This is a genomic window from Pseudomonas sp. TE6283 (genome assembly GCF_054060555.1).
In genome coordinates, this window is record NZ_JBSSDH010000001.1 from 383,584 (window position 1) to 404,527 (window position 20,944).

19 protein-coding genes are annotated in these 20,944 nt (G+C 66.1%); 7 read left to right on the plus strand and 12 right to left on the minus strand.

What is annotated here, in order from left to right; genetic code table 11:
• Positions 1-38: 38 nt before the first annotated feature.
• The gene (gene katG, locus ACVWZ5_RS01970; protein WP_336196679.1) at positions 39-2,285 is read right to left on the minus strand and encodes a catalase/peroxidase HPI; all 2,247 of its coding nucleotides are present in this window, start codon (positions 2,283-2,285) and stop codon (positions 39-41) included.
• Between the two features lie 276 nt (positions 2,286-2,561).
• Between katG and ACVWZ5_RS01975 the strand changes: the two genes are divergently transcribed.
• The 3 genes from ACVWZ5_RS01975 (at position 2,562) to ACVWZ5_RS01985 (ending at position 6,235) form a co-directional block, all read left to right on the plus strand.
• Entirely contained in the window at positions 2,562-3,530 is a 969-nt protein-coding gene (locus ACVWZ5_RS01975; protein WP_084941502.1) for a hypothetical protein, read from the plus strand.
• A 332-nt stretch (positions 3,531-3,862) separates the two neighbouring features.
• Positions 3,863-4,960 carry a carboxynorspermidine decarboxylase gene (nspC, locus tag ACVWZ5_RS01980; RefSeq protein ID WP_062573672.1) on the plus strand — a complete coding sequence of 366 codons (1,098 nt, stop codon included), beginning with the start codon at positions 3,863-3,865 and terminating at the stop codon, positions 4,958-4,960.
• Between the two features lie 30 nt (positions 4,961-4,990).
• A complete protein-coding gene (locus ACVWZ5_RS01985) occupies positions 4,991-6,235 on the plus strand; it encodes a saccharopine dehydrogenase family protein (RefSeq protein ID WP_028691662.1) in 1,245 nt (414 codons plus the stop codon).
• Between the two features lie 99 nt (positions 6,236-6,334).
• Here the strand turns inward: ACVWZ5_RS01985 and ACVWZ5_RS01990 are convergent, their stop codons facing one another.
• Entirely contained in the window at positions 6,335-7,381 is a 1,047-nt protein-coding gene (locus tag ACVWZ5_RS01990) for a class I SAM-dependent methyltransferase (RefSeq protein WP_084941504.1), read from the minus strand.
• Between the two features lie 193 nt (positions 7,382-7,574).
• Between ACVWZ5_RS01990 and ACVWZ5_RS01995 the strand changes: the two genes are divergently transcribed.
• Positions 7,575-8,063 carry a signal peptidase II gene (locus ACVWZ5_RS01995; RefSeq protein WP_062573670.1) on the plus strand — a complete coding sequence of 163 codons (489 nt, stop codon included), beginning with the start codon at positions 7,575-7,577 and terminating at the stop codon, positions 8,061-8,063.
• Positions 8,064-8,184: 121 nt separating this feature from the next.
• On the opposite strand, the gene ACVWZ5_RS02000 is transcribed toward ACVWZ5_RS01995, so the two are convergent.
• Together ACVWZ5_RS02000 and ACVWZ5_RS02005 are read right to left on the minus strand one after the other, a co-directional pair.
• Positions 8,185-9,030, minus strand: coding sequence for a type 1 glutamine amidotransferase domain-containing protein (locus tag ACVWZ5_RS02000; protein WP_062573669.1), 846 nt, complete (start codon positions 9,028-9,030; stop codon positions 8,185-8,187).
• A gap of 14 nt (positions 9,031-9,044) precedes the next feature.
• The gene (locus ACVWZ5_RS02005) at positions 9,045-9,350 is read right to left on the minus strand and encodes a putative quinol monooxygenase (RefSeq protein WP_062573668.1); all 306 of its coding nucleotides are present in this window, start codon (positions 9,348-9,350) and stop codon (positions 9,045-9,047) included.
• Between the two features lie 87 nt (positions 9,351-9,437).
• Between ACVWZ5_RS02005 and ACVWZ5_RS02010 the strand changes: the two genes are divergently transcribed.
• Positions 9,438-10,364, plus strand: coding sequence for a LysR family transcriptional regulator (locus tag ACVWZ5_RS02010; protein WP_084941505.1), 927 nt, complete (start codon positions 9,438-9,440; stop codon positions 10,362-10,364).
• On the opposite strand, the gene gspF is transcribed toward ACVWZ5_RS02010, so the two are convergent.
• Genes gspF through gspG form a run of 7 tightly spaced genes read right to left on the minus strand, consistent with a single transcriptional unit; the run spans position 10,345 to position 18,144 of the window.
• Positions 10,345-11,550 (minus strand): type II secretion system inner membrane protein GspF, encoded by a 1,206-nt coding sequence (gspF, locus tag ACVWZ5_RS02015; protein ID WP_084941506.1) that lies wholly within the window; start codon positions 11,548-11,550, stop codon positions 10,345-10,347. The two genes, ACVWZ5_RS02010 and gspF, sit on opposite strands and share 20 nt — an antisense overlap.
• Positions 11,550-12,971: a type II secretion system ATPase GspE gene (gspE, locus tag ACVWZ5_RS02020; RefSeq protein ID WP_084941507.1), complete on the minus strand. Its 1,422-nt coding sequence runs from the start codon at positions 12,969-12,971 to the stop codon at positions 11,550-11,552. Before gspE ends, gspF begins: the two co-directional genes overlap by 1 nt.
• Positions 12,968-15,337, minus strand: a complete 2,370-nt coding sequence (gene gspD / locus ACVWZ5_RS02025; RefSeq protein WP_084941508.1) for a type II secretion system secretin GspD — start codon at positions 15,335-15,337, stop codon at positions 12,968-12,970. Before gspD ends, gspE begins: the two co-directional genes overlap by 4 nt.
• Positions 15,334-15,855 (minus strand): type II secretion system protein GspM, encoded by a 522-nt coding sequence (gene gspM, locus ACVWZ5_RS02030; protein WP_084941509.1) that lies wholly within the window; start codon positions 15,853-15,855, stop codon positions 15,334-15,336. Before gspM ends, gspD begins: the two co-directional genes overlap by 4 nt.
• Positions 15,845-16,756 carry a GspL/Epsl periplasmic domain-containing protein gene (locus ACVWZ5_RS02035; RefSeq protein WP_084941510.1) on the minus strand — a complete coding sequence of 304 codons (912 nt, stop codon included), beginning with the start codon at positions 16,754-16,756 and terminating at the stop codon, positions 15,845-15,847. The genes gspM and ACVWZ5_RS02035 overlap by 11 nt, the downstream gene beginning before the upstream one ends.
• Positions 16,753-17,673 carry a type II secretion system minor pseudopilin GspK gene (gspK, locus tag ACVWZ5_RS02040; RefSeq protein ID WP_172402384.1) on the minus strand — a complete coding sequence of 307 codons (921 nt, stop codon included), beginning with the start codon at positions 17,671-17,673 and terminating at the stop codon, positions 16,753-16,755. Before gspK ends, ACVWZ5_RS02035 begins: the two co-directional genes overlap by 4 nt.
• A gap of 24 nt (positions 17,674-17,697) precedes the next feature.
• Positions 17,698-18,144 (minus strand): type II secretion system major pseudopilin GspG, encoded by a 447-nt coding sequence (gene gspG / locus ACVWZ5_RS02045; protein ID WP_062573660.1) that lies wholly within the window; start codon positions 18,142-18,144, stop codon positions 17,698-17,700.
• 149 nt (positions 18,145-18,293) lie between these two features.
• Here gspG and gspI point away from each other — a divergent pair, with 149 nt between their 5' ends.
• Entirely contained in the window at positions 18,294-18,653 is a 360-nt protein-coding gene (gene gspI / locus ACVWZ5_RS02050) for a type II secretion system minor pseudopilin GspI (RefSeq protein ID WP_062573659.1), read from the plus strand.
• A gap of 10 nt (positions 18,654-18,663) precedes the next feature.
• Here gspI and ACVWZ5_RS02055 read toward each other — a convergent pair whose 3' ends face one another.
• The gene (locus ACVWZ5_RS02055) at positions 18,664-19,662 is read right to left on the minus strand and encodes a bile acid:sodium symporter family protein (protein WP_062573658.1); all 999 of its coding nucleotides are present in this window, start codon (positions 19,660-19,662) and stop codon (positions 18,664-18,666) included.
• 141 nt (positions 19,663-19,803) lie between these two features.
• Here ACVWZ5_RS02055 and ampC point away from each other — a divergent pair, with 141 nt between their 5' ends.
• Complete coding sequence (gene ampC / locus ACVWZ5_RS02060) at positions 19,804-20,943, plus strand: class C beta-lactamase (protein ID WP_084941512.1); 1,140 nt, start codon at positions 19,804-19,806, stop codon at positions 20,941-20,943.
• The last annotated feature ends 1 nt before the right edge of the window (position 20,944 follow it).

The following is a 20,944-nucleotide window of genomic DNA, read 5'->3' on the forward strand; positions in this document are numbered from 1 at the left end:
CTCGTGGGAGCGGGGTTGCCCCGCCCCCACGCCTTTCCTCACGCCAGGTCGAAGCGGTCCAGCTCCATGACCTTTACCCACGCCGCCACGAAGTCCTTGACGAACTTGTCCTTGGCATCGCTGCTGCCATACACCTCGCTCAAGGCACGCAGCTGCGCATGGGAGCCGAACACCAGGTCGACCCGGCTGGCGGTCCATTTCACTTGGCCGGTCTTGCGGTCACGACCCTCGAACGCCTCGTTGTCCGCCGAGGTCGGCTTCCACTCCACGCCCATGTCCAGCAGGTTGCGGAAGAAGTCGTTGCTGAGCACGCCGACCCTGTCGGTGAACACGCCGTCCTTGCTGCCGCCATGATTGGCACCGAGCACCCGCAGGCCGCCGATCAGCACGGTCAGCTCCGGTGCGGTGAGGGTCAGCAACTGGGCCTTGTCCAGCAGCAGCTTCTCGGCCTTGACGCTGTAGCGGGCCTTGCTGAAGTTGCGGAAACCGTCGGCAAGCGGCTCGAGCACGGCGAACGACTCGACATCGGTCTGCTCCTGCGAGGCATCCACACGCCCCGGATGGAACGGCACGCTGATGTTGTGCCCGGCGTCCTTGGCCGCCTTCTCCACCGCCGCGCTGCCGGCCAGCACGATCAGGTCGGCCAGGGAGATCTTGTTGCCGCCCTCGCCGCGGATCTTCTCCAGTGCCGTCAGCACCTTGTCCAGGCCCTGGTTCGCCGTCCAGCCGTTCTGCGGTGCCAGGCGCAAGCGGGCGCCGTTGGCACCACCGCGCTTGTCGGAGCCACGGAAGGTCGAAGCCGAGGCCCAGGCGGCGGAAACCAACTCCGACACACTCAGCCCCGACGCCAGCACCTTGGCCTTGAGCGCGGCGATATCGGCGTCGCTCGGCTGAGGGCCTGATTTGGGCAGCGGGTCCTGCCACAACAGCTCCTCGTTGGGCATTTCCGGCCCGAGGTAACGGGCCAGCGGGCCCATGTCGCGGTGGATCAGCTTGTACCAGGCGCGGGCGAAAGCGTCGGCGAGCTGGTCTGGGTTGTCCTTGAAGCGTCGGGCGATGGGTTCGTAGATGGGGTCGAAACGCAGCGCCAGGTCGGAGGTGAGCATCGACGGGGCGTGCTTCTTGCCGGGGTCGTGGGCATCCGGCACGGTCCCCGCGCCCTTGCCATCCTTCGGTCGCCACTGATGGGCGCCCGCCGGGCTCTTGGTCAGCTCCCACTCGAAGTTGAAGAGGTTGTTGAGGTACTCGTTGCTCCACTTCGTCGGGGTCGAGGTCCAGATCACTTCCAGGCCACTGGTGATGGTGTCGGCGCCCTTGCCGGTACCGAATTTGTTGTGCCAGCCGAAACCTTGCTGTTCCAGGCCCGCGGCTTCCGGCTCGGCGCCGACATTGTCGGCGGGGCCTGCACCATGGGTCTTGCCGAAGGCGTGGCCGCCGGCGATCAGCGCCACGGTCTCTTCATCATTCATGGCCATGCGGCCGAAGGTCTCGCGGATATCCTTGCCCGAGGCGACCGGGTCGGGGTTGCCCTCCGGCCCTTCGGGGTTCACGTAGATCAGGCCCATCTGCACGGCGGCCAGCGGGTTCTCCAGGTTGCGCTCGGCCGACAGGTCACGGTTCTGTTCCTCACCATGCTTGGCAGGCTCGGCCACCAAGTCACCCTGGCCGGGGGACTGGGCCTTGACCTGATCCTTGCCGTAGCGGGTGTCACCGCCCAGCCAGACCTTCTCCGAGCCCCAGTACACATCCTCGTCGGGCTCCCACACATCGGCGCGACCACCGGAGAAGCCGAAGGTCTTGAAACCCATGGATTCGAGAGCGACGTTGCCGGTGAGCACGATCAGGTCGGCCCAGGAGATCTTGTTGCCGTACTTCTGCTTGATCGGCCACAGCAGGCGCCGGGCCTTGTCCAGGCTGACGTTGTCCGGCCAGCTGTTGAGCGGGGCGAAGCGCTGCTGGCCGGAGCCGGCGCCGCCACGGCCGTCACCGATGCGGTAGGTGCCGGCGCTGTGCCAGGCCATGCGGATGAACAGCGGGCCATAGTGGCCGAAGTCGGCCGGCCACCAGTCCTGGGAATCGGTCATCAAGGCGGTCAGGTCTTTTTTCAGCGCCTGGAAGTCGAGGCTCTTGAACGCCTTGGCGTAGTCGAAGTCCGGGTCCATGGGATCGGACTTGCTGGAGTGCTGGTGGAGGATCTTCAGGTTGAGCTGGTCAGGCCACCAGTCACGGTTGCTGGTGCCGCCACCGGCGGTCTGGTGGAACGGGCATTTCGATTCGTTCGCCATCTGCTTCTACCTTTCGGGTCGGTTCAATTCAGATTTCCGGGCGTTCTTGTATGTTTGCTGCCAGGTCTCGGAACAGGCGCGCCCGCAAGCACGCCCTCTGCTCATCAATAGTGGCCGGGCACGCCTGTGCACCGGCTTTTCGCGGAACCCGCACAAAGACTAGCCGAGCCTGGGCAGAGGTCTAATAGAGTGGATGTTGCCCTGTGATAGTCTGCGCCTTTCAAGCGCCAACGGTAGAACCGGTCAGGATCAAGGGAACTGAAAACAATGAGACGGATGTTCGCGAATCTGTTCAGGTATTTGACTGCGTGGTGCAGTCGGCATCGTGCCGCTGTCGTCGGCGGGATCGTCTTTACGGTCTCTGCACTGGGCTTCTGGGCCGGCCTTTTCCAGGACCTGTTCAAACCCCTGATGGAGCACCGCCAGCAGATCGCCGAACTCAGGCAACCCCTTGCAGTGGAGATCAAGACAGGCCGCACAACGGGCGCGCAATGGGAAGCACAGGATGAATTGTTCGTGGGTGAGCCGGACCTCGTCACGCTCCTGTTGAACCGCGTGCCGGTGAAAACCCTGGAGATTGCACATACCGCAAAGGATCAGCGTTTCCGTGACTATCCAGCCACCGCCCCATTGACCTACCACCAGATCCCCACCCATGTTCGCTACCAAGTGATGGACCTGGATGACGATGGCATCCCCGAAGTGGTACTGACGCTCACCAATCAACTCTACTCCCTTCACGATGACCGGCTGATCAATGTCCTGATCGTCGACCCGCGAGGTCGGCTGCTCAGTGGCACTCCCGTTCCCCCTGAGGTTGAGGGGCTGCGGACAGGCGCGCTGTCACCCTACAGTGCCTACCGCAGCACCGGTGTAATGAAAGACCTGATCAGCGGAGACACCAGCCCCATCACGTTTGCCAACGGGTTTGCCGCACAGACCGAAGGCAAGCGCAAGGTGCTGCGGTTTTCCTGGGTTGTGGACAGCGCGAGCTTCGTCAGTGAGCACCTGCATGTCACGCAGTCATTCGTCTTCGTCGATGGCGGCCTCCAACCTTCAGGGGCTCCACAACTCTACATTTCCGGTCTCTGGGAACAGCCATGGGTAGACGCAACACCCGTCACGCTGGCGGTGGCGCAGAAGTATCTTGATGATAACAACATGCCATCCTTCTCCTCGATGATGGGACGTCCTGATCAGCAAGCCGCTCCGCCAGCCACCCTGGTTCCCGCCGGTCAACCATGAAGCGGCGTCTGCGCACCAGACCTTCGTCAACAGGCGGATACACGCAACATGGCGCGCCTTTCGGATTCTTTATTGGCACGCTTGGTCGACTACCGGAATGGTCATGTTTATCTGATCAACTTGATCACAGCCCGCTTAAAGAACACCTTGCATCGAGCTTCAGGCCCTGGGTCGATACGCTGCCACACAGGGCCTGGCCACGGAGCTGATGGCGTTTCCATTGCAAAGCGCGGCATGACTCGGACGAAATGCGCCCCGCGCCCTTTCGTACCGCGGCAAGTGAGGGCACAATGCGTGTCCTTTTTTTGGCCGGCCTGGCCGGGGGCCTTTAAATGATCAAGACGCCGTACTACCTCATCGATAAACAAAAGCTGCTGGGCAACATGGAAAAGATCGCCTACGTGCGCCAGCAGTCCGGGGCCAAGGCCCTGCTCGCCCTCAAGTGCTTCGCCACCTGGTCGGTGTTCGACCTGATGCAGCAGTACATGGATGGCACCACTTCGTCCTCGCTGTACGAGCTCAAGCTCGGCCGCCAGAAGTTCGCCGGCGAAACCCACGCCTACAGCGTGGCCTGGGCCGACGATGAAGTCGAAGAGATGCTCGAGAACTGCGACAAGATCATCTTCAACTCCATCGGCCAGCTCGAGCGTTTCGCCGAACAGTCCGAGGGCAAGGTGCGCGGCCTGCGCGTCAACCCGCAGGTAAGCAGTTCCGACTACCTGCTGGCCGACCCGGCGCGCCCGTTCAGCCGCCTTGGTGAGTGGGACCCTGAGAAAATCGAGAAGGTGATCGAGAAGATCTCCGGCTTCATGTTCCACAACAACTGCGAAAACGGCGACTTCGGCCTGTTCGACAAGATGCTCACGCACATCGAGGAACGCTTCGGCCACCTGCTGCACAAGGTCCAGTGGGTCAGCCTCGGCGGCGGCATCCATTTCACCGGCGAAGACTACGCGGTGGACGCGTTCTGCGCACGCCTGAAAGCCTTCTCGCAACAGTACGGCGTGCAGGTCTACCTGGAGCCGGGCGAAGCGGCCATCACCAACAGCGCCTCGCTGGAAGTGACCGTGCTCGACACCCTGTACAACGGCAAGCACCTGGCCGTGGTCGACAGCTCGATCGAGGCACACCTGCTCGACCTGCTGATCTATCGCCTCAACGCCAAGATGGCGCCCAACGACGGCGCGCACACCTACATGGTCTGCGGCAAGTCGTGCCTGGCGGGCGATATCTTCGGCGAGTATCAGTTCGACAAGCCGCTGCAGATCGGTGACCGCCTGTCGTTCGTCGACACCGCCGGTTACACCATGGTCAAGAAAAACTGGTTCAACGGTCTGAAAATGCCATCCATCGCGGTCAAGCAGCTCGACGGCAGCGTCGAGCTGGTGCGCGAGTTCGGGTTCGAAGACTACGTTTCGAGCCTGTCGTAAGACAGGCTTTCACGAAGGAGAAAAGCTGAATTGAAGAAGAACGTTCTTATCATTGGTGCAGGAGGTGTCGCCAAGGTGGTGGCCCACAAGTGCGCACAGCATAACGACGAACTGGGTCGTATTGCGATTGCGTCACGGAACATCTCCAAATGCCAGGCCATCATCGACAGCGTCAAGGCCAAGGGTAGCCTCAAGGTACCCGCCGACATCCAGGCCTTCTCGCTCAACGCCCTCGATGTCGAGGCGACCAAGGCACTGATCCGCGAGACCGAGTCGCAGATCGTGATCAACGTTGGTTCCGCCTTCCTCAACATGTCGGTGCTGCGTGCCTGCATCGATACCGGTGTCGCTTATCTTGACACCGCGATTCACGAAGAACCGGGCAAGATCTGCGAAACCCCGCCCTGGTATGGCAACTACGAGTGGAAGCACCTCGAGGAATGCCAGCAGAAGAACATTACCGCCATTCTCGGTGTCGGCTTCGACCCGGGTGTGGTGAACAGCTACGCGAAACTCGCGCAGCAGCAGTATTTCGACCGCATTGATTCGATCGACATCCTCGACGTCAATGCCGGTTCCCACGGCAAGTACTTCGCCACCAACTTCGACCCGGAAATCAACTTCCGCGAGTTCACCGGGCAAGTCTGGAGTTGGCAGAACAGCCAGTGGACCAGCAACACCATGTTCGAGGTCAAGCGTACCGACGACCTGCCAGTGGTGGGTTCGCAGAACCTGTACCTGACCGGCCACGACGAGGTGCACTCGATCTCGAAGAACCTGAACGTGCCGAACGTGCGCTTCTGGATGAGCTTCGGCGAGCACTACATCAACGTGTTCACCGTGCTGAAGAACCTCGGCCTGCTCTCCGAGCAACCGGTCAAGACCGCCGAAGGCCTGGAAGTGGTACCGCTGAAAGTGGTCAAGGCCGTGCTACCGGATCCGGCCTCGCTGGCTCCGGGCTACACCGGCAAGACCTGCATCGGTGACCTGGTCAAGGGTACCAAGGACGGGCAGCCGCGCGAGGTGTTCATCTACAACGTGGCCGACCACGAAGAAGCCTACGCCGAGACCGACAGCCAGGGCATCTCCTACACCGCCGGCGTGCCGCCGGTGGCCGCCGCACTGCTGGTCGCCCGTGGCGAATGGGACGCCGGGCGCATGGTCAACGTCGAGGAACTGCCGGCCGAGCCGTTCCTCAAGGCGCTGGACGTGATGGGCCTGCCGACCCGCGTCAAGGATGAAAAAGGCGATCGTCCATGGGACGCTGAAGCCTAAGCTGCACGACGAAGGGGCGCCAGATGGCGCCCCTTCTGTTTGTGCAAGCTGTCTGTGGGAGCGGGCTTGCCCCGCGATAGGGGCAGCACTGACAGATCGCTACTTCCTGGCCTCCAGTATCAGGTTGAACGGCGTCTGCGTCGCCCTGCGGAACCGCCTGAACCCTGCCTCTTCGAACACCGCCCGCAACCGCGCCTCCCCGGCCTGCGCCCCCAATCCCAGCCCAACCTCCTGCGACAGCGAATTCGGTGTGCAGATGAAGGTGGACGCCGCATAGAACAGCCTGCCGACCGGATTGATGTTGGCATCCAGCGTATCCTCGGCGAACGGTTCCACCAGCATCACCGTGCCGTCGTCCTTGAGCGCCCGGTAAGCATGCCGCGCCGCTCCCACCGGGTCACCCATGTCGTGCAAACAGTCGAAGAAGCACACCAGGTCCAGGTCGCGACCGGGATAGTCCTTGGCCGAAGCCTGCTGGAAGCTGACCCGCTCGGCCACGCCTGCGTCGCGGGCCCGCTCGGTGGCGGTGAGCACCGACGGCGCATGGTAGTCGTAGCCGGTAAAGCGCGAGGCCGGAAACGCCTCGGCCATGACGATGGTCGAGGCGCCATGGCCACAGCCGACATCGGCCACTTGGGCACCGGCCTGCAGCTTGGCCACCACACCCTCCAGTGCCGGTAGCCAGTCGGCGACGAGGAAAGTCCGATAACCCGGCCTGAAGAACCGCTCGGTACCACTGAACATGCAGGGATGATGATCGCCCCAGGCGAGTGCGCCGTTGCCGCGCATGGCCGCGACCAACTTGTCCTTGTCATGGAACAGCGCCGCCAGCACCGAGGCGCCGCCGGCCATGTAGACCGGGGAGTCTTCCAGGGCCAGTGTCATGGCCTGCTCCTCGGGCAGGGTGAACTGTCCGTCACGATGCACCAGATAGCCCGCCGCCGCCTGGCCATTGAGCCACTCACGCACAAGTCGTGGCTGACAGCAGGTCCGTTCGGCCAACGCCTCGGGCGTGACCGGCTGGCTGTCAGCCATGGCCCGATAAAGCCCGAGCTCATCCCCGAGAATGACATTGGCCAGCGTCGCTGCCGCGCCCATGTCACCCACCAGCTTGCCCATGAATTCCTGAAGCCGTGCCTCGTCCATGACCTGCCCTCCTCTTGCCAGAAGGCCACCGTCGGCGACGTCAGGTCCAGAGGCGGTGGTCGGATGGATGATCAGACCGTTTTGAAGCCGGTCCAGGCTTTAAGTCTAGACCCGCCTGCGCTATCTTCGCCGCGCTGCCGGCAGCCCCGCCAATACCGGACGGCCGCACCCGCGCAGCGAAGGAATTGCCTGCATGCTCTCCAGCCGTACCCTCGTCCTGATCCTTGGTGTCGCTTTCATCATGCTCGACCAGTGGGTGAAACTAATCGCCCTGGTCGGCCTGAACAACCACAGTTATGTCTTCGGCAACCAGATCGTCTGGCTCGACCTGGCCCTGAGCCTGAACCCGGGTGCATTCCTCAGCCTCGGCGCCAGCCTGTCGCCGGGCCTCAAGCAACTGATCTTCGTGGCCGCGGTAGGCGTGGCATGCTGCTGGGCCGTGACCTGGGCGTTCAGGCACTGGCAAGCGACCCCGGTGAAGGCCGGCGCGGCCTACTTCATCGCCATGGGCGGCCTGGCCAACCTGATCGACCGGGTGCTGCGCGACGGCCATGTGGTCGACTACCTCGTGCTTAACCTCGGGCCGCTGCATACCGGCGTGTTCAACCTTGCCGACATCGCCATCATGGCGGGGGCGCTGGTGCTGGGATTGGGGGCGATGAAGAAACCGGCCATCGCGTGAAAGCTACCAAGTGTCCACCGCGCCCCTTGCAGCGCTCTCAAGATCGAGCGCCGCGTGGGCGGCGCTCGACCTCACAGGCGCTCCATCTATTTCACCAGGCACCTGAAACCCAAAGACCTCGCTACTCCTCTACAGCCTCCAACCGCTCCAGCAGCGCATCGGCCAACGCCTTGTCGGAGAACGGGTTCTGCCCGGTGATCAACTCGCGATCAACCACCACATGGGGCTGCCAGGCCTCGGCGTAGCTCATGTCGCCTCCTGCGCCTGCCATGGCCTTGGCCGGATAGAACTGCAGCCGCTGGTCCTTGAGCGAACCTTCAAACACCTGCTCCTCCGGATCGGAAAAGATGGTCATGCGATAACCCTGGTAGGTCCAGTCTCCAACTGCCGGGGTTTCGCCACGGGCCAACGCGGCGTGGTAGGCGACCGGATCCTGCTGCGCCGACAGCAGCGTGATCGGGCCGTGGCAGATGGCGGCGGTGGGCTTGCCGGCCTGGTGGAAATGGCGCAGCAAGGTGCCGACGTCCGGGTTGTTGGCCAGGTCGATCAGCGGCGCATGGCCACCTGGGATGAAGATCCCCGCGTAACGATCCAGATCGCCCGCCAGCACCTCCTTCAACGACAGGGTGTCGCGGATGTCCGGCAGGCTTTCGACCACCTGGCGGATTCGCTGCATCTCGCCGGCATCGCCGCCGAAGTACATCGGGTCGATCGAGCGCTCGTCGACACTCGGCGCATTGCCCCTGGGCGTCACCAACACCAGCTTGTAGCCGGCCTTGAGCAAGCGGTCGGCGGGCACGCCGAACTCGTTGAGGTAATAACCGGTGGGGTACGGCCTGCCGTCCTTGAGCGGTAACCGGTTCTCGCTGGACAACAGCACCAGCACTTCGCCCTTCGCGGCAGCGGCGGCGTGGCCAGTCAGCAATGCGCCGGCCAGCGCCAGCGCAACGGGAGCAATCTTGTTCATGGTCGATTCCTGATTCAGTTGAATGGCGCGATATCCAGCGGGCGGGCAAGCTGCACTTGTGTCGGTGCGGCCAGCCAATCGGCGGTGGCGGCGCGGTAGGCCTGGTAATGGGAGCTGTGGCGATGGGCCTCGACGGCGGCCTCGTCGACGTACAGCTCGAACAGATCGAACGCCAGCGCCCCACCCTCGCGCACGAACAGGTCGTAGCGCAGGTTGCCGGGCTCGGCGCGGGTCTGCTCGACCATCCGGCGCAGGGCCTGCTCGGTGGCGTCACGGTATTCGGGAAGGGGCTGGATGGTGGCGAAAATGGCGATGGTCATGGGCGACTCCCTCAACAGGTTGGGCCCATCCTAACCATCACGCTATGATTCGATAATTCGAAAGCACTTATTCCTGCGATTCAATTCATGAATATCGGTAACAAGGACCTCAACCTGCTGCACCTGTTCCAGGTGCTCTACGAAGAGCGCAGCGCCTCCCGTGCCGCGCAACGCCTGGCGCTCAGCCAGCCGGCCCTGAGCCACAAGCTCAACAAGCTGCGCCACCAGTTCGGCGACCCGCTGTTCGTGCGCGCGCCACGCGGCCTCACACCCACCCCCAGGGCCCACGAGCTGGCGCCGCAGGTGCAGCAGTTGATAGGGCACCTGCAGGACTTCTTCAGCCGCTGCGACGGCGAGCACTTCCTTGAACGCCCGGTCCAGTTGCACCTGTACAGCACCGACTACCTGGAGCAGACCTTGCTGCCCGGGCTGCTGCCGATTCTTCGCGACCAGGCGCCGAACCTGACCCTGGTCACCCACAACACCCGTGGCGACCTGCCCCGCGAGGCGCTGGAGAAAGGCACCTGCGACCTTGCAATCGCCGGCTTCTACAGCGACCTGCCAGACACATTCCACCAGCAGCGGCTGCTCTGCGAGGACTTCGTGGTACTGGCCGCCGCCGACAACCCGAGGTTGGTCGACGGCCTGACCCTGGAGGCATTCGTGGCCTGCGACCACCTGTTGACGACCTTGACCGGCGATCTCGACGGCCGGGTCGACCAGGCCCTGCGGGCTCTCGGCCGGCAACGCCGGGTGGTGGCCGGACTGTCCAGCTTCATCGCCCCCACACGCCTGGTGCGCGGCACCGACCTGCTGCTGACCTGCCTGCGCTCGCTGGCCATGGAGGCAGTCGAGCGCGACCCTGGCCTGCGCCTGCACGCCCTGCCCCTGGTGCTGCCGAACGTCGAGGTGATGCAGATCTGGCACGCACGCACCCACGCCGATCCCATGCGCCGATGGTTCCGTCAGCAGGTGTGGGAGGTGGCGCAACAGGTCATTGCACCAGCTGGTTGATCTCGATGATCGGCATCAGCACCGCCATGACGATCAGCAGCACCACCGCGCCCATGATCACGATCATCAACGGTTCGAGCAGCGCGGTCATGCCCATGGCGCGGCGCTCGATGTCCTTGGCCAGGCTGTCGGCGGCGCGGTCGAGCATCGGCGGCAGGTTGCCGGTCTTCTCGCCACTGGCGATCAGGTGGATGAGCAGCGGTGGAAAGACCTTCTCCACCGCCAGCGCCGAGGCCAGCCCGGCGCCCTCGCGCACCCGCGCCGAGGCCTCGTTGACGCACTGGTCGAGGCGGTCGTTGCCCAGGGTCTGGCGCGCCGCCTCCAGTGCCCGCAGCAAGGGCACGCCAGCGCTGCCGAGGATCGCCAGCGTGGCGGCGAAACGCGCCGTGTTCAGGCCCAGCACGAAACGCCCGAACAACGGCAGCCGCAGGACGCACCCATGCCACGCCAGGCGCGCCTCCGGGGCGCGCAGATAGACCCGCCAGCCCCAGAACGCTCCGGCCATCAGGGCGAAGCACAGCCCCCCCCATTCGCGCACGAAGTCACTGGCAGCGAGCATGGCCAGGGTCAGCCCGGGCAAGTCCTGGCGCGCCTGGGTGAAGGCACTTACCACCTGCGGCACCACGTAGCTGAGCAGGAAGATGACGATGCCCACCGACACCAGCCCCACCACGCCGGGATAGATGAATGCCGTGAGGATCTTGCCGCGCAGGGTGTTGCGGTCCTCGATGTAGTCGGCCAGGCGCTCCATCACCTGGGCCAGGTCGCCGGACTCCTCGCCCGCCGCCACCAGTGCCCGGTAGATCTCGGGGAAATCCCTCGGCCGCTCGGCCAGGGCGTCGGCCAGGCGCATGCCGCTACGCACATCGCCGCGTACCGCGCCCAGCAGTTGGGCCACATGCTTGCGCTCGGCCTGCTCCAGGGTCGCCCCCAGCGCCGCCTCCAGCGGCAGGCCGGCGGCCAGCAGGCTGGCAAGCTGACGCGTGGCCCAGGCAAGGTCGCCGTCGGACAGCTTCGCGCCGAACAGGCCACTGCCCTGCCCGGCCACGACCTGGACTTCGACCTCCAGGGTGGTCAGGCCCAGGGCGCGCAACTGGGCCATCGCCGCCCCCGGACTGTCGGCTTCGAGCAGGCCCTTGACCACGCGGCCCTGGGCGTCGGCGGCTTCATAGCGATAGCGGTTCATCAGGCGTCCCGTGTCACGCGCAGGATCTCTTCCAGGCAGGTGCTGCCGCTGTCGACCCAGCGCTGGCCGTCCTCGCGCATACTGCGCATGCCGTTGCGCCGGGCGGCGACGCGCAGGGCCTGTTCATCCGCGCCTTGGTGCACCAGGCTGCGGACCTCATCGTCCACGCAGAACAACTCGTGGATGCCGGTGCGGCCGCTGTAGCCGCAGTGGTTGCAGTGCGCGCAACCCACCGCGCGGTATTGCCCGGGCGTGGCCGGGTCGGGCTCGCGGCAGTGCGGACACAATCGGCGCACCAGGCGCTGGGCCAGCACCCCGAGCAGCGCCGAGGCCAGCAGGAACGGCTCGACGCCCATGTCGACCAGGCGGTTGACCGCCGACACCGCATCGTTGGTGTGCAGGGTGGCCAGCACCAGGTGCCCGGTCAGCGAGGCCTGCACGGCAATCTGCGCGGTCTCCAGGTCGCGGATCTCGCCGATCATGATCACGTCGGGGTCCTGGCGCAGGATGGCGCGCAAGGCCACGGCGAAGCTCATGTCGATGCGCGCGTTGACCTGGATCTGGCTGATGCCCGGCAAGTCATACTCCACCGGATCCTCCACGGTGAGGATGTTGCTGACGCTGGCGTCCAGCCGCGCCAGGGCGGCGTACAGGCTGGTGGTCTTGCCCGAACCGGTGGGGCCGGTGACCAGCACGATGCCGTGGGGCTGGCGAATCAGCTGGTCGAGCCGCGCCAGGATGCCTGCGTCCATGCCCAGCGCCTCCAGGCGCAGACGTCCGGCCTGCTTGTCGAGCAGGCGCATCACCACCCGCTCGCCATGGCCGGTGGGCACGGTGGACACACGGATATCGATCGGTCGCCCGGCCACGCGCAAGGCGATGCGCCCGTCCTGGGGCAGGCGCTTCTCGGCGATATCCAGCTGCGCCATGATCTTGATCCGCGACACCAGCGCGCCGTGCAGCGCCTTGCGCGGCGAGACCACGTCGCGCAGGGTGCCGTCGACCCTATAGCGCACCAGGCAGTGGCTTTCGAACGGCTCGAGATGAATGTCGCTGGCCTGGTCGCGCGCGGCCTGGGTGAGCAAGGCGTTGATCATGCGGATCACCGGCGCATCGTCCTGGGCCTCGAGCAGGTCGGTGACTTCCGGGATGTCCTGCAGCAGGCGGTCCAGGTCCACTTCGTTCTCCGCGGCCCCCACCACCGCCGCCGCGCTGCCGGTGTCGGCGTAGGCGCTGGCCAGCAGCGCATCCATCTGCGCATCGTCGAGCGCCTCGACCCGCGCCGGGCCATGGCGTCTGCGCACCTCAGCCACTGCCCAGGCCGGGCTCGACGGGCAGCGCGACAGCACCGACCCGTCCTCACCGTCCACCCGCAGCACCAGGCGCTGGGCCTTGGCCCAGGCGTATGGCAGCCGACTCAACGCGCCACCTCGTCCACCGGCACCGCGCGGATCGCGGCCCGTGGTGCGCGCAGCGCCGCCGGCTGGGCGCGGCCCTGGTCGGGCACGCCCTGCTCCACCGGCGGCAGCAGCGGCATGTCCACGTCTGGCAAGGCCCAGGAGTGCTCGGGCTTGAGACTGCCCTGGGCGCGGCGGATGAAATCGTAGCGGTTCAGGGTGATGCTGCGCCCGACCGCGGCATCACGCACGATGTACGGACGCAGGAACACCATCAGGTTGGTCTTGTTGCTGGCGCGGCGCTCGCTGCGAAACAACGCACCGACCCCCGGCAGCCCGGCCAGCCACGGAATGCCCTCGTTGGTCTGGGTGTAGCCGTCCTGCAGCAGGCCGCCCAGGACCATGATCTGGCCATCGTCGAGCAGGATGCTGGTGTCGATGGCGCGCTTGTTGGTCACCGTGCCGGCCGCGCTTGAGGCACGCTGGTCGACGCTGCTGACCTCCTGGTAGACGTCCAGCTTGACCGTGCCGCCCTCGGAGATCTGCGGACGCACGTTCAGTCGCAGCCCCACCTCTTCGCGCTGGATGGTCTGGAACGGGTTGTTGCTGTTGCCGCCGCCGTCGGTGACGTACTGACCACTGACGAAGGGGATGGTCTGGCCGACGAAGATGCTCGCCGCCTCGTTGTCCAGGGTCAGCAGGTTGGGAGTCGACAGCACGTTGCTACCACCCTTGCTCGTCAGCGCCCGGGCCAGCACCTTGAGGTCGAGCACCTCGCCAATGCCCGGGATCTTCACCGTGCCGTCGACCACTCCTACCGACAGCCCCTTGGGCAGCACGTCGATACTGCTGGGTCCCTTGACCAGGCCGCTGCCACCGAGGTTGGCGCCGCCAAACACGCCATTCTTGCCGAGGTTGCCGGCCTGCCACTGGATGCCGAACTCGTTGGCGTCGTCCTCGCCGACCTCGACGATCAGGCTTTCCACCACCACCTGGGCGCGGCGCTGGTCGAGCTGGTCGATGACCTCGCGCAGGCTGCGGTACAGCGGCTCGGGCGCGGAGATCAGCAGGGTGTTGGTGGTTTTGTCGGCCTGGATGGTCGCGCCGCCGGCGGAGAACGCGAGCCCCTGGTCGTTCTGCTGGGTGCTGCTGCCATAGCCATTCGGTGTAGTACCGGCGCTCTGGTTGCTACTGCGGCTGGCATTGGCGTTGTTGTTGCCACTGTTGCCCTGCGCGCTGCCGCCATTGCCGCTGGTGCCGCTGCCACTGCCGCCGGTGAGCATGCCGCCGCCGCTGAGCAGCGCGCGCGTGGCGTCGTTGCCGGCAGTGTCGCTCTCGCCGGTCAGCAGCCCGCGCAGGCTCTGCGCCAGCTTGTCGGCCTGGGCATTGCGCAGGTACACCACGTGCAGGTTGCCGGCGCTGTTCTGGGCGTTGTCGAGCTTGTAGATCAGGTCACGGGCCAGCTGGGTGCGCTCGGGGCTACCGGAGCGGATCACCACGCTGTTCGAACGCGGGTCGCCCAGCACGCTGATCTTCTGGGTCGGGTCGTTGCCCTGGCTGTCGAGCAGTTCGTTGACCATGCCGGCGATGTCGCTGGCGATGCCGTTGTTGATCGCCACCACGTCGGTGTCGATGGCCGTGGGAATGTCGACCCGGTCGAGGATCTGCGCCACCCGTTCGAGGTTCTCGGCGTAGTCGGTGACGACAAGAGTGTTGTTGCCGGGGTAAGCGTTGATCGGGTTGTCGGGCGAGACGATCGGGCGCAGCACCGGGATCAGGTTGACGGCGTTCTCGTACTGCAGGCGGAAGGTGCGGGTGACCATGCCGTTGCCGGCATCGCGGTCTCCCATCACCAGCGCGCCCGCCAGCAGCTTGGCGTCGGCCTGGGGCACCACCTGGGCCACGCCGCCGACGTCGACCACGCTGAAGCCCTGCATGCGCAGGGCCGACAACAGCATGCCGTAGGCCTTGCTCGCGGGTACCTCGCCCTCTGACACCAAGGTCAGTTGCCCTTTGACTCGCGGGTCGACCAGGAACTGCCGGCCGGTGGCGCGGGACAGGCCGCGCACCACCGCCTGGATATCGGCATCGACGAAGTTCAACTGCACTGGCTGGTCACCCAGCGGATTGGCCGGAACCGGCGCCGCCACGGCGCGGCTGTGGCGCTGGCCGACCCGAGGAGCGTGTTGGCGCGTTGCCGAGCGGGTCTGTGGTTCAGGCTGCGCACGATGATCCGGCACGCCCGTCGAAGTGCCGGCCTCGGCCAGCGGGCGGCCCAGCTCGCTGCTGGCCAGGGGGCGTTGCGCGCTCGGCGCGCTGGCGCAGGCGCTGAGCGCCAGGGCCAGGAGCAAAGGCGCGAACGGCAGTCGCGGTGAACGGAGGCACATCATGAAGGGTCCTTAGCGCCATGCGCCTGATCCATGCGAAGGGTTCCGGAGAAAGTCACCGGGCTGCCCGGCTCGGCAGCCGGGTCGCGACGTAGCGCCAGTCGGCCGATGTCCAGCCCCAGCCGCGGCGGCACGCCCTGCAGCCAGGCCATCGCCGCTTCGGCCGGGGCCCGCTGCCAGCTCAGGCGCCAGGCATCGCCCTCGGCGTCGAGCTGTGTCTGTGCCAGCAGGCCGGCCTGTTCCAGGCTTTGCCGCAATGCCAGGGCGGTGTCTGCGGGCCGCTGCGCCAGGCGCTCGCCGAGCAGCGCAGCGAGCGCCTGGGCCTGGCCGCGCAGCTTGGGTGTCTCGGCTTGCCAGTGGTCGATCTTGGCCAAGGCCGGCTGGACCAGCACCTGCCAGCAAAACAATACGCCGAGCAGACCACCGCCCAGGGCGACGGCCCGGCGCTCCCGCGCGGCCAGGGCCTGCCAGCGTTGCCGCCCCTGCGCGCGGACGGTAGCCAGGCGCGCTTTAATCGACATGGGCCAGTTCCTCCCCGGATGGCTTGGCCGCGCGCAGGGTCCAGCCTTGCCCGCTGGTCTGTGCGTCAATGCCACGGGCGGCAAGATCGGCCTGCCAGGCGCTGCCCGCCGGGACCTTGCCGCCGTCGGCCAGGGCGGTGATGCGCAACTGACCATCCTGGTAATCCATGGCCTCGACATTGCCGACCAGGAACGGCATGACCTGCCCGGCACCGTCCAGCAATGCCGCCAACCCGACCGCCGTGCCGCCGTGCAGTTGCTGGCGTGCCTGCTGCAGCGGGTTGAGCACCACCGGCAACTGTGGGAAGGCCAGGCGCACCTGCGCAACCATGTGGCTATGCAACGCGTCACCTTCACTGGCCAATTGAGCCGCGTAAAGATTGAGGCCCAGGCACCAGGCCAGCGTCGCCGCAACCCAGATGCCCAGCGTGCGCCCCCAGGCCATCGGCTTCGCCGGCCCGGCCAACCCGCCGGAAAGATCCACCACTGACGGTGCAGCGTCCTGACAGGCGTGCAACCCGGCTACCTTGATCCCACCGATCTGCAGCCACGCCTGCAGCCGTGCCAGTTCCGCCAAGCCGAGCCAGGCCACCGCGACCTGCCCATCGGCCCGGCGCGGCCCGTGGGCGACATGGACCTGCCCGGCATCCCCCAGCACCAGCCCCTGCACCGCACAACCCACCGCCGCCGTCAGACGCTTGCCGGTCAGAGGCGGCATGGCGATGTCCAAGGCCAGGCTATCCTGCTCGTGCAGGTGCAGACGCCAGGGCGCACCCTTGGCCTGCCGAAGCAGTTGCCTGCGGTTCGCCTGCCCACATCGATCGGCCAGGCGGTACTCCAGCAGCGACGCCTCGTCCAGTTCGGCCAGCGGTGCCAGCCACACTTCCATGGCCGTATTCATGCGCCCACCCGCCGCCAGATGACATCCGGCAACTGCCCCTCGCGCTGGCGCAGCAGCGCCTGCAGGGCAAGCTTGCGATTGCCCAGGCGCACCAGGCCGCGCAGGCGGAACCAGTCGCTGTTGATCCCCACCCGCACATTGGCCATGGCCAGGGATGGCATGCGCAGGCGATTGACGAAATCGCCGCGATTGATGAACCAGCGCCCGCCATCGCGCTCAGCCACCAACGCCGCGGCCTGCTGCAGCGACAGGCCCGGCACCTGGGCGGCCAGCACTTCGGCGCTGGCGGTGTTGCCATTGACCCAGGTCAGCGCCGGCAGCACCGTGACGAAACGGCGCAAGCGCTCCAGGGCTTGGCCATCCATGCCCTTGAGCCCGGCCAGGCCCTCGACGCTGCGCAGCATCGGGCGCCTGGCCGGCAACGCTTCGACGGCACCACCCGGTGAAGCCGCCCGGCCGCTGTCCAGTTTGCCGGGAGTGGCCAGCGGGCGCTGTGGGTAGCTGTCGATCACCTGTCCGGCGATGGCCGTGGCCAGGCGCTCATTGATCCCGATCAGCGCGCACAGACGCTTGAAGGTCGCCAACGCCTCGGCGTCCACCTGGCCATCGACCACCAGGTTGCGCAGGTTGAACTTGCCCTGCTCGTCCTCCAGTTGCCCGTCGAAACGCACGCTGCCGGACGGCACGTCGCGCATCGGCTGGGCCCAGGGCTGACCGCCACGCACCAGCGGATCGCGCAGGCGCTGTGCGAACAGCACCTGGCGGCTGAACTGCAGGCCGCCTTCCAGGGCCCACTGGCCCTGCAATGCCAGTTGGCGGTTCTCCACCTGACGGGTCAGCAACCCCTGACGCTCGATCATGCCGGCGGCGATCACCGCCACCACTGCGGCGATCAGCAACGCACTGATCACGGCCATGCCCTCCTGGCGCGCCATGGCCGGTCACAACTGCCAGGAGCCGAGATCGGCATTCACCCCGTCGCCGCCAGCCTGGCCGTCGGCGCCCAGGGAGAACACATCGATCTCACCGTTGGCGCCCGGGTTCAGGTACTGGTACGGGCGCCCCCAGGGGTCGTTGGGCAGGCGGTCGAGGTAGGCGCGCCATTGGCCGTCCTTGGCCTGGGCCGGTTTTTCCACCAGCACCTTCAGGCCCTGGTTCTGGTTGGGGTAGGCGCCGTTGTCCAGTCGGTACAGCTTGAGTGCCTGCATCAGCCCGCCGATATCCTGGCGCGCCGCGGTGGCGCGAGCCTGGTCGGGGCGATCGAGCACCTTGGGCACCACCATCGCCGCGAGAATCCCGAGGATCACCACCACCACCATGATCTCGATCAGGGTGAAGCCCTGCTGGCGGAGTCGATGGGCGGGCATGTTGCGGCGGGCGATCTGCATCTCGGCATTCCTTGCGTGAGTTCGAATCGGGGGCCGATTGTGGCAAGCCGGTATGTCACGGATATTGAAAAAGCTCGGGAGTCGGCGTCGTCAAACCGTCATCGCGCCGCTCTACAGTGCCGCTTTGGCCTGCGCGAAATGGAGCTCCTGTGCGCACCACCGAGGACGGTTTCACCCTGATCGAAGTGTTGGTGGCATTGACCATCGTCGCCGTGGCCATGGCCGCCGCCGTGCGCGCCACCGGCTTGATGACCCAGGGCAACGGGCTGTTGCGCGACAAGGGGCTGGCCCTGCTGGCGGCCCAGGGGCGCCTGGCCGAACTGCGCCTGGAGGGCGGCGCGAAGCCCGGCGTCAGGCAGTTCGAATGCGACCAGGGGCGTTTGCGCCTGCGCTGCGAACAACGAATCGCACAGGCACGGGCCGGATTGCTGGAGGTGTCGGTGCAGGTGTTCGAGCGCCAACGCGAAGGGCCTGCGCTGGCGCGATTGCAAACATCGGTGGGTCAGTGAACGCAGCGCATCATTTCACCGTGACGCCCGCCTCAGGATCCCCCGCCTCCACCCGCGCCGCATACCGCTGCGCCAGCACCGCGCAGACCATCAGCTGGATCTGATGAAACAGCATCAACGGCAGGATCATCGCCCCGATGCCGCCACCGACGAACAACACCTGCGCCATGGGCACGCCCGTCGCCAGGCTCTTCTTGGAACCGGCGAACAGGATAGTGATGCGGTCCTCGACATTGAACCCCAGCACTCGCCCGAGCAGTCGTGTGCCCAGCAGCACCACCGCCAGCAGGATGCCGCACACGGCGAACAGCCCGGCCAGGTGCTGCGGCGAAACCGTGTGCCACAGGCCGGTGACCACCGCCTCGCTGAAGGCGGTGTACACCACCAGCAGGATCGAGCCCTGGTCCACCACCTTCAGCCAGCGTGCATTGCGCTTGACCCAGGCGCCGATCCAGCGGCGGGCGACCTGCCCGGCGACGAAGGGCACCAGCAACTGCAAGGTGATCTTCAGTACCGCGTCCAGCCCGGAGCCGGTGTCGCCCGAAGCGCCCAGCAGCAGCATCACCAGCAGCGGCGTCAAGAAGATCCCCAGCAGGCTCGAGGCCGCCGCGCTGCAGATCGCCGCCGGCACGTTACCCCGGGCCAGCGAGGTGAAGGCGATCGCCGACTGCACCGTGGCCGGCAAGGCGCACAGGTACAGCACGCCCAGGTAAAGTTCATTGCCCACCAGCGGCACGAACAGCGGCTTGAACGCCAGCCCCAGCAGCGGGAACAGCACGAAGGTGCAGGTGAACACCAGCAGGTGCAGGCGCCAGTGACCGGCACCGGCGATGATCGCCTCACGCGACAGCTTGGCGCCGTGCAGGAAGAACAGCAGGCCGATGGCCAGGTTGGTCAACCAGCCGAACAGCAGCGCGCCCTCGCCGGAGCACGGCAGTACGGTGGCGATGAACACCACCCCGAGCAGTGCCAGGGTGAAGTTGTCGAACAGCATCCGTAGATATCTCATCACAGTTTCCGTCTTGTCTTTGTGCAAGCCCGGACGATAAGGTCTTGGCCTTTGTGCCGCTAACGCCGGAACCCCTGTCGGTGTCGCCCAACGGACACCTCGCTTCGCCACGCCCCTGATCCACGACAAGGAACGCCCACCATGAAACGCCCCCCTCGCCTGCTGCTGGCCACCGCCCTGACGCTGGCCGCGCCCCCCCTGCTGGCCAACAACCTGCAAGCCACCGTCGATGACGTCATCCCGGCGCTGATGCGCGAGCAAGGCATCGCCGGCATGGCCGTGGCGGTGTATGCCAACGGCCAGTCGCATTACTTCAACTACGGCCTGGCCGACAAGGCCAGCCGCCAGCCGGTGAGTCGCGACACGCTGTTCGAGGTCGGCTCGGTGAGCAAGACCTACACCGCGACCCTCGCCGCCCTGGCCAGCGCCGAAGGCAAGCTCGACTTGCAGGCCCCCGCCAGCCGCTACCAGCCGGCCCTGGCCAAGGCCTCGATCGGCAAGGCCAGCGTGCTGGAACTGGGGACCTACAGCGGTGACTGCCTGCCCTTGCAGTTCCCCGATGAAGTACAGACGCCGGCCCAGACCCTGGCCTGGTTCCAGCACTGGCAGCCCCGCTTCGCACCCGGCACCCACCGCTGCTACTCCAACCCCAGCCTGGGCCTGTTCGGTGACCTGGCGGCCCGCGCCCAGCAACAACCGTTCGCCGAACTGATGACCCAGCAGGTGCTGCCCCGCCTGGGGCTCAAGCACACTTACCTGGAGGTTCCGGCCAGCGCCCGCGGGCTCTACGCGCAAGGCTACGACGCCAAGGACCAGCCGGTGCGGGTCAACCCGGGCCCCTACGCCGAGCAGGCCTACGGCATCAAGACCAGCGCCAGCGACATGCTGCACTATGTGCAACTGCAACTTCAGCCGGACACGCTTGACCCCGCCATGCGCAAGGCCATCGCCATCACCCAGTCCGGTTACTTCCAGGTCGGCGCGATGATCCAGGGCCTGGGCTGGGAGCGCTACCCCTACCCGGTCAGCCTCGACACCTTGTTGGAATACAACGGCGCCAAAATCATCCGCGGAGAAAACCCGATCCAGGCGCTGACCCCGGCGCTGCCCGCCGACCCTGGCGCCTGGTACAACAAGACCGGCGCCACCGGCGGCTTCGGTGCCTACGTGGCGTTCGTGCCGTCCAGGCAGATGGGCATCGTGCTGCTGGCCAACCGCAACTACCCCAACGAAGAACGCGTGCGCGCCGCGCAACGGATCCTTTCCAGCCTGGAGCCGTGAC